General features: G+C 67.1%; 10 protein-coding genes. 6 read left to right on the forward strand and 4 right to left on the reverse strand.

Annotated elements, in window-relative coordinates; genetic code table 11:
- The first annotated feature begins 230 nt into the window (after positions 1 to 230).
- The 5 genes from OHZ10_RS32910 (at position 231) to OHZ10_RS32930 (ending at position 6438) form a co-directional block, all read left to right on the forward strand.
- Entirely contained in the window at positions 231 to 1595 is a 1365-nt protein-coding gene (locus OHZ10_RS32910; RefSeq protein WP_059238811.1) for a 2-hydroxycarboxylate transporter family protein, read from the forward strand.
- A 159-nt stretch (positions 1596 to 1754) separates the two neighbouring features.
- Entirely contained in the window at positions 1755 to 3641 is a 1887-nt protein-coding gene (locus tag OHZ10_RS32915) for a sensor histidine kinase (protein WP_059238809.1), read from the forward strand.
- On the forward strand, positions 3631 to 4992 hold the full coding sequence (locus tag OHZ10_RS32920; RefSeq protein ID WP_059238807.1) for a sigma-54-dependent transcriptional regulator: 1362 nt from the start codon (positions 3631 to 3633) through the stop codon (positions 4990 to 4992). Before OHZ10_RS32915 ends, OHZ10_RS32920 begins: the two co-directional genes overlap by 11 nt.
- Positions 4993 to 5017: 25 nt before the next feature.
- The gene (locus OHZ10_RS32925; RefSeq protein WP_059238805.1) at positions 5018 to 5347 is read left to right on the forward strand and encodes a DUF3579 domain-containing protein; all 330 of its coding nucleotides are present in this window, start codon (positions 5018 to 5020) and stop codon (positions 5345 to 5347) included.
- Positions 5348 to 5586: 239 nt separating this feature from the next.
- Complete coding sequence (locus OHZ10_RS32930; RefSeq protein WP_174993722.1) at positions 5587 to 6438, forward strand: alpha/beta fold hydrolase; 852 nt, start codon at positions 5587 to 5589, stop codon at positions 6436 to 6438.
- An 82-nt stretch (positions 6439 to 6520) separates the two neighbouring features.
- Here the strand turns inward: OHZ10_RS32930 and plcR are convergent, their stop codons facing one another.
- The 3 genes from plcR to OHZ10_RS32945 form a co-directional block, all read right to left on the reverse strand.
- Positions 6521 to 7117, reverse strand: coding sequence for a phospholipase C accessory protein PlcR (plcR, locus tag OHZ10_RS32935; RefSeq protein WP_342705415.1), 597 nt, complete (start codon positions 7115 to 7117; stop codon positions 6521 to 6523).
- Positions 7117 to 9270, reverse strand: coding sequence for a phosphocholine-specific phospholipase C (locus OHZ10_RS32940; protein WP_342705416.1), 2154 nt, complete (start codon positions 9268 to 9270; stop codon positions 7117 to 7119). Before OHZ10_RS32940 ends, plcR begins: the two co-directional genes overlap by 1 nt.
- A 351-nt stretch (positions 9271 to 9621) precedes the next feature.
- Entirely contained in the window at positions 9622 to 10071 is a 450-nt protein-coding gene (locus OHZ10_RS32945) for a PACE efflux transporter (RefSeq protein WP_342705417.1), read from the reverse strand.
- A 98-nt stretch (positions 10072 to 10169) separates the two neighbouring features.
- Here OHZ10_RS32945 and OHZ10_RS32950 point away from each other — a divergent pair, with 98 nt between their 5' ends.
- The gene (locus OHZ10_RS32950) at positions 10170 to 11060 is read left to right on the forward strand and encodes a LysR family transcriptional regulator (RefSeq protein WP_059238799.1); all 891 of its coding nucleotides are present in this window, start codon (positions 10170 to 10172) and stop codon (positions 11058 to 11060) included.
- Positions 11061 to 11125: 65 nt separating this feature from the next.
- On the opposite strand, the gene OHZ10_RS32955 is transcribed toward OHZ10_RS32950, so the two are convergent.
- On the reverse strand, positions 11126 to 11557 hold the full coding sequence (locus OHZ10_RS32955) for a hypothetical protein (protein ID WP_059238797.1): 432 nt from the start codon (positions 11555 to 11557) through the stop codon (positions 11126 to 11128).
- Positions 11558 to 11684 lie beyond the last annotated feature (127 nt).

Raw genomic sequence — 11684 nt, forward strand, 5'->3', positions numbered from 1 at the left:
ACCGGGCGTCCGGCCGGCCGTCTGGCCGAAATCTCGGCCCGGGGCACCGGGCGAATTCCGAGATCTCGGCCATCCCGCCGGGCAATCCTTTCCGCAGACGAAACAAATCCCTTATAAATCAAGGCATTGAAAATATTCCGGCAGGCCGGATTCCTGGCACGGGGGTTGCGTAATAGACGGCACACGATGCCGCGAAGCAAAGCAGGCATTCCAACATCAGGAGACACGTCTTGCAGACCTCTATCCATACCCCGTCCCATCCGGAGCCGGTTTCCGACGCCGTCGCCACCCCGCGCGAGCGCTTCTGGCCGGAAGGCTGGTGGAAGCTCATGGAAATCCGCATCGGCATCATTCCGCTGCCGGTCTACGTGATCCTGTTCGCGCTGATCGTCGGCTTCTCGGTGACGGGCAAGGTACCTGGCGAGATCTCGATGGCGATCGCCGTGCTCGCGTTCTTCGGCTTCACCTGCGCCGAACTCGGCAAGCGCCTGCCGCTCCTGCGCAACATCGGCGCGGCCGCGATCTTCGCGACCTTCGTGCCGTCGGCGCTCACGTACTACCACGTGCTGCCGAAGCCGGTGCTGAACCTGACGGTCGAATTCACGAAGTCGACCAACTTCCTGTACCTGTTCATCGCGTCGATCATCGTCGGCAGCATCCTGAGCATGGATCGCCGCGTACTGATCCAGGGCTTCGTGAAGATCTTCGTCCCGCTCGCGGCCGGCTCGGTCGCCGCGGCGATCGTCGGCACGGCCGTCGGCACCGCGCTCGGCCTCGGCGCACGCCACACGCTGTTGTACATCGTCGTGCCGATCATGGCCGGCGGCGTCGGCGAAGGCGCGATTCCGCTGTCGATCGGCTATTCGGAACTGATGCACCTGCCGCAGGGCGAGATGTTCGCGATGGTGCTGCCGCCGGTGATGCTCGGCAGCCTGACCGCGATCATCCTGTCGGGCGCGCTCGACATGCTCGGCAAGCGCCTGCCGCACCTGACCGGCAACGGCCGCCTGCAGGTCGGCGAAAGCGGCGACATGACGCCGGAGAACGAAGAGATCCGCGGCCACGTCGACGTCACGCACATCGCGGGCGCCGGCATCACGGCGATCACGCTGTATCTCGTCGGCCTGATGGCGCACAAGCTGTTCGGCCTGCCCGCACCGGTCGCGATGCTGTTCCTCGCGGTGCTGGTGAAGCTCGCACGCGCGGTGTCGCCGCCGCTGCAGGAAGGCGCATTCGTCGTCTACAAGTTCTTCTCGACCGCCGTCACGTATCCGCTGCTGTTCGCGATCGGCGTCGCGATGACGCCGTGGGACAAGCTGACCGCCGCCTTCACGATCGTCAACGTGGTCACGATCGTGTCGACCGTCGCGACGCTGATGGGCACCGGTTTCGTGGTCGGCCGCCTGCTGAAGATGTACCCTATCGACACCGCAATCGTGAACGCCTGCCACAGCGGGCAAGGCGGCACCGGCGACGTCGCGATCCTGACCGCCGCGAACCGGATGCAGCTGATGCCGTTCGCGCAGATCGCCACGCGGATCGGCGGCGCAATCGTCGTCACGGTGACGCTGATCCTGGTCGCGCACTTCGGATAATGCGCGGCCGCGCGCACCGTCGCGCAGGCTGCTTCGCACGCGCCGCCGCCGGCCTTGCCGGCGCGCGGCGCGCGTCGTTACGGCACGCATCGTTACGGCGAGCAGTTGCGGAGGGCCGGTAGCGGACGGCCGGTAGCGGACAGGCGGCAGCGGGCTTCGATGAGGGCGAACGTGCAAAAAGGCTTCAAGGGAATCCCGTGGTGGGGCTGGGCATCGGCCGCTGTGCTGTATGTCGGCGTGGCCGGTGCGGCCGTCGATTTCGCGTGGGAACGCGCGATCGACGCGCTCGAGGAAACCGGCGCGCACCGGCTCGACCTGTATGCGTCGAGCCTCAAGAGCGAGCTCGGCCGCTTCGAGATCCTGCCCGGCCTCGTCGCGCGCCAGGACGGCGTGCGCGCGATGCTGAAGGCCGCGCCGCACGATGCGCCCGCACACGTGCACTCGGTGAACACCTACCTCGAAGCCGTGAACCGCGACGCGGGCAGCGGCGCGGTCGACGTGATCGACCTGCAAGGCGAGGTGATCGCCGCCAGCAACTGGAACGAGACGATCAGCTTCGTCGGCACCAACGTGTCGTACCGGCCGTACTTCAAGGACGCGCTCGCGCGCGGCAGCGGCCGCTTCTTCGGGATCGGCACCAACACCGGCGTGCCGGGCGTCTACTTCGCGAGTGCCGTGCGCGACGACGGCGTGCCGATCGGCGTGGCCGCCGTGAAGATCAGCGTCGATCCGCTCGAATCGGCGTGGCGCGCGCCGGGCGTCGCCGCAATGGTCGTCGACAGCAACGGCGTGGTCGTGATCTCGACCGAGCCCGCATGGAAATTCACCGCGCTGCGCCCGATCACCGCGCAGCAGCAGCGCGACATCCAGGCGTCGCGCCAATACGCGGGCCGCACCGTCGACGCGCTGCCGTATCGCCGCATCGGCGACCGCAGCTCGGCCGCGTGGTTCGGCACCTTCCCCGATCTGCGCCACGCCGGCCGCGCCACGCGCTATCTCGTGATGTCGCGCCCCGCACCGCAGGCCGGCGATTCGCTGATGGTGCTGCTCGACATCGCGGGCGCGCGGCGCCAGCAGCAGACGGCGTTCGTGTTCGTCACCGGCGCGTTCCTGATCGCCGCGCTGCTGGCCGGTTACGCGATCCAGCGCCGTCGGGCGATCGTCGCGCGGCTGAATGCGCAGGACGCGCTGCGCCGCGCGAACGACCGGCTCGAACTGACCGTCGAGCAGCGCACGGCCGCGCTGACGGCCGCGAACGAGCGGATGCAGCGCGAGATCGTCGAGCGCGAACGCACCGAACAGCGGCTGCGCGCATCGCAACAGGAAGTCGTGCACGCGGGCAAGCTCGCGGTGCTCGGGCAGATGGCCGCCGGCCTCACGCACGAGCTGAACCAGCCGCTCGTCGCGATCCGCACGCTATGCGACAACGCGCGCACGTTCTTCGAGCGCGGGCAGCCGGCGCCGGCGCTCGCGAATCTCGAGCGGATCGGCAAGCTGGTCGACAGCATGGCCGTGCTCACCGGCGAGCTGAAGACCTTCGCGCGCAAGCCCGATGTCGAGCGCGTCGCGGTGTCGCTGAACGAGGCCGTCGCGCATGCGCGATTGATCTACGACGCGCGGATCCGCGACGAAAGCGTGCGGCTCGACGTGAACATCGCGCCCGGCACGACCGTCTCGGCCGAATCGAGCCAGTTGCAGCAGGTGATCGTGAACCTGCTCGGCAATGCGCTCGACGCGGTGCACGACGCGCCGGTGCGCCGCATCGTCATCGCGGCCAGCGGGCCGGACGACGCCGGCCGCGTGCGCTTCACGGTGGCCGACAGCGGCGCCGGCATCGCGCCCGACGTGCTGCCGCACCTGTTCGAGCCATTCGTCACGACCAAGCCGCGCGGCCAGGGTCTCGGGCTCGGCCTCGCGATCACGTCGCGCATCGTCGAGGCGTTCGGCGCGAAGATCGCCGCGACGAACCGCGACGAAGGCGGCGCGCAGTTCAGTATCGAATTCGCGGCGGCGACGCCGCAACAAAGGATAGAGCATGGAAGATGAGATTCGCGTGCTGGTCGTCGAGGACGATGAAAACGTCCGGATCGGCGTCGAGCAGGCCGTCGCGCTCGCCGGGTTCCCGGTCGACGCCTTCGCGTCCGCTGCCGACGCGCTCACGCACGTCGCGCCCGGCGCGCCGGTGGTGATCGTGTCGGACGTGCGGATGCCGGGCATCGACGGGCTGCAGTTGCTCGACCGCGTGATGGCCCTCGATGCGCAGATCCCGGTCGTGCTGATCAGCGGCCACGCGGACATCTCGACGGCCGTCGGCGCAATGCAGGTCGGCGCGTACGACTTCATCGAGAAGCCGTTTTCGTCGGACGTGATCGCCGGCCGCGTCGCGCGCGCGGTCGAGAAGCGCCGCCTGACGCTCGAGGTGCAGGGGCTGCGCGCGGCGCTGAACAACTGGCAGGGCATCGAGGCGTACGTGCTCGGCAAGTCGCCCGCGATGGCCGACGTGCGCAAGCGGATCCTGCGCCTCGCCGACACGTCGGTGTCGGTGCTGATCACCGGCGAAACCGGCACCGGCAAGGAGCTGATCGCACGCAGCCTGCACGACTTCGGCGGCCGGCGCGACGCGCATTTCGTCGCGCTGAACTGCGGCGGCCTGCCCGAGCAGGTCTTCGAGAGCGAACTGTTCGGCCATGAAGCCGGCGCGTTCACCGGCGCGATCAAGAAGCGCATCGGCAAGGTCGAATGGGCGGATGGCGGCACGCTGTTCCTCGACGAAATCGAGACGATGCCGGTTTCGCTGCAGATCAAGATGCTGCGCGTGCTGCAGGAGCGCGTGGTCGAGCGGCTGGGTGCGAACGAACTGATTCCGGTCGACTGCCGCGTGGTGGCTGCCTCGAAGGCCGATCTCGCCGAACTCGCGGCCGACGGACGCTTTCGCGCGGACCTCTTGTATCGCCTCAACGTCGCGCAGATCGAACTGCCGCCGCTGCGCGAGCGGCGCGAGGACGTGCCGCTGCTGTTCGAGCACTTCGTGCTCGCGGCCGCGCGGCGCTTCGGACAGCCGGCGCCAGTCGTCACGGCTGCGCAGGTATCCGAACTGATGACGCATGCATGGCCCGGCAACGTGCGCGAACTGCAGAACGTGGCCGACCGCTTCGTGCTCGGGCTGACCGGCGACAGCCTGCTGTCGTCCGGCGATGCACCGGCCGTCGGCGACACGCTCGCGGAACAGCTCGCGTATTTCGAACGGATGCTGATCGAGGACATGCTGCAGCGTCACAACGGCAACGTTGCGGACGCAAGCGTCGCGCTCGGGATGCCGAAGAAAACGCTCTATCACAAGCTGCGCAACCTGCGGATTCCCGCGCGCGGCGACACAGCGGCCGACGGCGGCGAATGACGCGAACGAGGATACGCACAAAAGCATGGATCGCATCGAAGTCACCGAACACGGCCGCATCACGGGCCACCTGATCCGCGGCGTTACGCGCGCGCAGAAAACCTTCCGCCCGAGCGACTGGCCCGAGCGCCTCGCGGGCGTCATCACGCTGTTCGTCGGCGAACGGCGGCCCGGCTATCCGTGCGCGCTGTCGCGGCTCGCGATGCCCGTCGTCGACGGCAACGTCAAATGCCTGTTCGTGTCGGACGAATTGCGCGGCGTGTGCGCCGACGCATTCGACTTCGCGATGCAGTTCGCCGCCGACAACGACCTTCCCGTCGAGCTTCAGACCACGCCCGCGTTGACGGTGCGCTGAAATGCGGTCTTCCCCTTGTTCGCTGCGAAGGCGCGTGCGCGCAGGCCGCTGCACGCCCTTTCACCGGCGAAACAAATCGTCAGATGATTGAAGGCTTCGGCGCATGACCACGCTGCGACAAGCGTTTCCGTCACAGCCATCAATAAAATTGATCGTCACGATGAAAATTATGCGTTTTCCTTGCAGGTCGCCGTGATGCATAGTTGCGTCGTGTTGACGCACCTTTGAGTCTTTCAGCCATGAACATGCGAATCGAGCCGTCCGTGCTCGCGAACCCCGACCTGCAATTTGCGACGCTTTCGTCAGGCATCAGCCTGCCGTATGTCGAGCGGGGCAGCGGTGCGCCGATGGTGTTCGTGCACGGCTCGCTGTGCGACTACCGCTACTGGGATCCGCAACTCGCCGCGCTGTCGGCCCACTACCGCTGCATCGCGCCGAGCCTCAGCCACTACTGGCCGGCCGTCGAAGCAGGTATCCAGGACGAATTCAGCTGGCAGAACCACGTCGACGAGCTCGCCGAATTCATCGACGCACTCGATCTCGGCCCCGTGCATCTGGTCGGCCATTCGCGTGGCGGCAGCGTCGCGTTCAACGTCGCACGCCGGCATCCGCACCTCGTCGATACGCTGACGCTCGCCGATCCGGGCGGCCCGCTGCAACAGCCGGGCGTGCGCGAAGCCGCGCTGCCGGCCGCCGCGCTCGCGCTGCGCACGAAGGCCGTGAACCTGATCGGGCAAGGCGACGTCGAATCCGGCCTCGAAATGTTCGTCGATTCCGTGAGCCTGCCGGGCGCATGGAAGAAAAGCACGTCGCGCTTCCGTACGATGGCGATCGACAACGCGAGCACGCTGCCGAAGCAGCTGCGCGACCCGCTGCCCGCGTATTCGCAGCACACGGCCGGCGATATCGCATGCCGCACGCTGCTGATCGACGGCCAGCGCAGCCCGAAGATGTTCCGCCACAACGTCGATACGCTGTCGCAGTGGATCGGCAACGCGCAACGGCAAACCGTCGCCGGCGCGTCGCACGGGATGAACGCTGCAAGCCCCGCCGTGTTCAATCGCTACGTGCACGCGTTCATCGCCGCGTAAGTGTCCGGGCGGCTTCCGCGCCGCCCGATCGCCTCGCTGTTCAACGACGATGCGGATACGCTCCGCTCCGCATCGCGTCTCGTCAACCGCCGTGTGTCACCGGCGCGTCCGTCCCGTAGATCTGCCTGCGCAATTCCGCCAGCCGCGTCTCGAGCGCCACGCGCTGCTGCTCGCGGTCCGGCACCGTACGCACCACCTCGTCGATGATCTTGCGGCTCTGCGCGACATAGTCGGCATCCTGTCGCTCGCGTGCGGGCGAAGCCGGCCGCTCGCCCATCGCAAGATCGCGCAGGTGCTCGCGCAACGCATCGCTTGCAGCCTGGCGTGCGGCGGCGTCCGGTTCCGCATCCTGCAACAGCAGGTCCGCCAGGCCCGACGCCTCGCGCGGATCGAGCTTGCCCGCATCGGCATCCGCACGCAGTTGCGCGAGCAACGAACGCGCGCGCACCTGGCGGTCGGCCGCATTCAGCGCATCGCGTTCGTGCGCATAGCTGTCGAGCTGCGCGCGAAAATTGACCGGCGACGCGGCCGCTTGATTCGTCATGGCGGATTCCTGGCTGACAACGGTGGAAGAAGCGAGCGGCGCGCCGCCCGGGCGGCCGCTCCACAGCACGACGGCCGACGCGACGGCGCCTGCCGCCAGCGCGACCGTGCCCCATACGATGACGGTTCGGTTCATCATGCGGTTCCTGTCACACGCGCGAAGAGCGGATCGGTCACGCTCGCCGCACCGGTTTCGACATGGCCGGCCAGTGTGCGCAGATAACCGGCATCTGCATCGATCGTCACGCTGAAGTCGTACCAGCCGCCGCTTGCCGACAGGTTCAGCACCGTGTCGACGGTGGCGCCCGCCGCGACCGTGCCCGAACGCGGCGCGGCGCCGTAGCCGTTATCCGCGAGCGTCGCGACCAGCGGCGTGCGGCCCGCGTTGCGCATCCGCACGACGAGATTGCCGTCCGGGCGATACGCGACCGTCACGTCGAGCAGCGGCGCGCTCGTCGTCGCGCCACCCTTGAAGCGGCGGAAGAAGCCGTTCGGCCCATACGCGGCGAGGTCGTAGCGCCCCTGCGTGTCGCGCACCGGCCACCACTGGTCGCTCAGCACGCGGCCGCTCTGGATCGTGTAGAAGCGCGGGCCGTTCTGCGCGATCGCGTCGTGTACATGGAACACCGCGGCCGACGTGCCGGCCGCGTTGCCGGGCACGGCCTTGCCGCTGTTCGCGAAGCTCACGTTCAGCACGCCCGCGCGCGTATCGAGCGCGGCTTCGACGAACAGCTCGTACGGAACCGCGCGCAGCTTGCGCTGCCCCGGTTCCTGCACCGGCAGCGGCGCGTTCTCAGCCGGGTAGCTCGACGGATAGCTCGGCTTCGCGAGGTAGTACTGCACCCAGTACGCGTTGTCGAGCTGCGCCTTCGTCGCGGTCAGGTCGAGCGCCGCCGGCGGCACCGTGCGATCCGCATCGCCCGCGAAGTCGAACGCCGACGTCAGGTCGCCGCACACCGCGCGACGCCACGGCGTGATGTTCGATTCGTAGACGTCCGGATGATCGTCACCGAAACGCTTCTCGATGAAGCGGATCACCGACGTGTGATCGAACACTTCCGAGCAGGTCCACCCGCCCTTCGACCACGGCGAAATCGCGAGCAGCGGCACGCGCGTGCCGAGCCCGATCGGCAAGCCCGACTGCTGCTCGATCTCGCCTTCGACGCTGACCGTCGACAGCCCCTTGCCGGCCTTCCACGGCGGCACGGGCGCCGTCACGTGATCGAAGCGGCCGTCGCCTTCGTCGTAGCAGATCAGGAATACGGTCTTCGCCCATACGTCGGGGTTCGACGTGAGCGCATCGAGAATCCGCGACACGAATTCCTCGCCGAACGACGGCCCCCACCACGGATGCTCGGACGACGAGAACGGCGGCACGATCCACGACACCTGCGGCAGCCGGTTCGCGAGCACGTCGTCGCGCAGCGACGAGATGCCGCGTGCGGTCAGCCCGCGCTGGTTCAGCGGCGAGCTCGACGAAGCCGACTTGTACTGCGAAAACCACGCGAGCGCGTTGCAGTCGTAGTTGTTGGTGTTGTCGATCCAGTAGCGGCTCGACAGGAAATTCCACGCGACGTTGAACGAGCCGACGCCGCCTTCCTGATACACGCGCCAGTCGATGCCGGCCTGCTGCAGCCGCTCGGGGAAGGTCTTCCACGACACCGTGCCCGAACGGTCGCCCATCCAGTTCGACATCGCGACCTGGCTGCCGTCCGCGTTCGGCGACGCGCGCCCCGTCATCAGGTAGAGCCGGTTCGGATTGGTCGGCCCCATCATCGACTGGTGGTACGCGTCGCAGATCGTGAACGCGCTCGCGAGCGGGTAGTAGTACGGCAGGTCGGCGCGCTTGAAGTAGCCCATCGCATCGGGCCACTGCACGGCCATCCACTGGTCGTTGCGCCCTTCGTTCCACAGCTTGTGGAACGCATCCCACTCGTGGTTCTCCGGCATCATCCACTGCGCCCACGTCTTCGACGTGTCGAGGTACCAGGGCACGTAGTCGCGCCCCTTGTAGTTCTGATACCAGACGGCCTTGCCGTCGGGACGTGCGACCGCGCGCGGATCGTTGAAGCCGCGCACGCCCGGGAACGTGCCGAAGTAATGGTCGAATGCGCGGTTTTCCTGCATCAGCACGACGATGTGCTCCACGTCCCGGATCGTTCCGGTCACGCGGGCCGGCTCGACGGCAAGCGCGCGGCGAATGCTTTCGGGCAACGCCGCCGCGAGCGCGGCAGCGCCGGCCGCTTGCGCCGAGCGGGTCAGGAACGTACGGCGATCGATACGCGACATCGGCAATCCCTCCTCGTTTTTCTGGCCGGACGGGGATGGTCATGCAGGCGGCATGCGCCGCGTGCGGGCGATGCGCGGCCTCGGAGCCGCAATACGGTTCCGAACCAGGCGCGCGGCGCGTCGGCGGCCCCCTCCTGCCCGCCGCGCGTGTCATCGATCTGTCGGATTCTAGAAAGGGAAATCGGACAGTTTTGTTAAGATGCGACAAAAAACCAGACGATTACGACATTAGAAGTCCTCTACAATTTCTTTCGTCATGCGACCGACATCGATGGCATGCGACGCATCAACGAAAAACGGCGGACGCATAGGCGTCCGCCGTTCGTTGTCACACCCTCCCGCCAGCGCGGCTTACCACACGGCCGGCTCGGGCTGCGCGTCGCGCGTGACCGAATCCGGCAACCCGAACACGCTGTCGAACGCCCAGTTGTACGTGAACGTGAAGATCGGGAAGAACACGATCAGCACCGCGTCGTACAGGAACGCCTGAAGCAACGACACGTCGAGCCACCACGCAATCAGCGGAATCAGGAACGTCACGAGCGCGACCTGGAATCCGATCGCATGCATCACGCGGCGCCCGACCGAGCGCGTGGTCGCCGCGCTGCGTCGCTCCCATGCCTCGAACGCGAGGTTGTACAGAAAATTGACGACGACGCCCGTCGTCGAGATCATCACGCCCAGCAGGCCGCTCGTCGCGGCGCTCGCGCCGCTCAGCATGCCGAGCACCGACGACGCGACCAGGATGCCGAGCAACTCGAACATCACGACATACACTATGCGTCTCTTCCACCCTTGCATGACCATCCACCTTCATCTCGAACAAGGTGGCGAGACTATCAGCGGGCCTCTGTCCGCAAAAGTCAGGTCCTTTCAATTTTTCTGACAGGAGGCCCCGCATGCTGACCAGCGACCACATCGACATGCTGCTGACCGTCATCGAAAAGGGCTCGTTCTCGGCCGCGGCGCGCGCGCTCGGCCGCACGCCGTCGGCCATCAGCATGGCGATCGCGAACCTCGAGGCCGAACTCGACCTCGTGCTGTTCGACCGCGGCACGCGCGAACCGACGCCGACCGCGGCGATGGCCGCGCTGCTGCCCGACGCGCGCTCGATCGCCGAACGGCTGCACGCGCTGCGTGCGCATGCGCAGCACCTGTCGGAAGGCGTCGAGGACACGCTGCGGCTCGGGCTTGCCGCCGAACTCGACGGTGCGCCGGTCGCGCGTGCGCTGACAGCCGTGGCCGCGAAATATCCGGCACTCGCGATCAGCATCGTCACGGCGCCGCAGGACGTGATCGTCGACGCGCTGCATCGATCGGCCGTCGATCTCTGTGTCGCGTACGGCGGGCTCGATCTGCATCCGCAGGAACAGATTCATGCGCTGTGGACCGAAACGCTCGTCGCGGTTGCCGCACCGAGCCATCCGGCGATCGCCGAATGCGCACAACCCGAGGCGATCGAGCGCCTGTCGGGCTTCCGGCAGATCGTGATCGCCGATCCCGAACGGCCGCTGACCGACGTGCGGCCGCTGATCGGTAACCGCACGTGGAAGGTGACCGACATGGCGACCGCGATCGCGCTCGTGAAAGCCGGGCATGGCTGGGCAAATTTGCCGGAATCGATGATCGGCCGCTACGTCGCCGCTGGCGAACTTGCGCCGCTCGTGTTCGCGAATATCCGCAACGGGCTGCCGCTGCCCGTGTATCTGCGCCGCCCGAAGCACACGGGGCTCGGCAAGGCCGCGAGCGAGCTGGCGCGCGCGCTGCGGGCTGCAGGCAGCGACAAGTAACCGGAGTGGCGGCAATCGCCGCCACTCCGTCGGTCAACGCCCGACTGCTTGACCGTTAGTTGCGGTTAATGCGAGGCGGCCGCCGCACCCTGAATCGAATCGACCAGCGCAGCGTTGTCATATCGCCGTCCGGCAATGCCCCATCCGCCGTCGACCGCATGCACGACATTCACCCACACTTGCGCCGGCGTCAGCCGCCCGCCCGCGCGATGCAGCACGATCTCGGTCGCCCGTTCGACGAATTGCCGCTGCTTGTCGGGCGCCGCAAGCGCCACCGCAGGCAGCTTCAGCTCGACGAACGCGGCAGGCTCCGCGCGCCCGTGCACGAAGGTCCGGTTACGCGGCAGCACATTGAGCGTGCCCACCACGTTCGGCGCCAGGAAGCCGTTCCCGGTCAATCCCTCGACGTCCAGCAGCGCATCGGTCAACTCGGCAAACACCGGCCCCTCGTCGTCCGGCGTGAAAACCCCTTCGGATACTGTCAGCGTAATCGGCATCGCACTTTCTCCAGGTCAGGTCATCGGAATCGTGACGTGATATAAATATCAGTCACTCTCTATACATTAGACACCGATCGCTCTCTATGCAAGCAATAAAGAGCGATCGCTCTGAAGCGAGCCTGTC

Origin of the sequence: Burkholderia arboris (assembly GCF_038723655.1) — a bacterium.
Taxonomy (GTDB): domain Bacteria; phylum Pseudomonadota; class Gammaproteobacteria; order Burkholderiales; family Burkholderiaceae; genus Burkholderia; species Burkholderia arboris.

Bases quoted from the DNA above. Each gene is read 5' to 3' on its own strand.
- OHZ10_RS32915 (WP_059238809.1), top strand. From the start codon at position 1,755: ATGAGGGCGAACGTGCAAAAAGGCTTCAAGGGAATCCCGTGGTGGGGC.
- OHZ10_RS32920 (WP_059238807.1), top strand. From the start codon at position 3,631: ATGGAAGATGAGATTCGCGTGCTGGTCGTCGAGGACGATGAAAACGTC.
- OHZ10_RS32925 (WP_059238805.1), top strand. From the start codon at position 5,018: ATGGATCGCATCGAAGTCACCGAACACGGCCGCATCACGGGCCACCTG.
- OHZ10_RS32930 (WP_174993722.1), top strand. From the start codon at position 5,587: ATGAACATGCGAATCGAGCCGTCCGTGCTCGCGAACCCCGACCTGCAA.
- plcR (WP_342705415.1), bottom strand. From the start codon at position 7,117: ATGAACCGAACCGTCATCGTATGGGGCACGGTCGCGCTGGCGGCAGGC.
- OHZ10_RS32940 (WP_342705416.1), bottom strand. From the start codon at position 9,270: ATGTCGCGTATCGATCGCCGTACGTTCCTGACCCGCTCGGCGCAAGCG.
- OHZ10_RS32945 (WP_342705417.1), bottom strand. From the start codon at position 10,071: ATGCAAGGGTGGAAGAGACGCATAGTGTATGTCGTGATGTTCGAGTTG.
- OHZ10_RS32950 (WP_059238799.1), top strand. From the start codon at position 10,170: ATGCTGACCAGCGACCACATCGACATGCTGCTGACCGTCATCGAAAAG.
- OHZ10_RS32955 (WP_059238797.1), bottom strand. From the start codon at position 11,557: ATGCCGATTACGCTGACAGTATCCGAAGGGGTTTTCACGCCGGACGAC.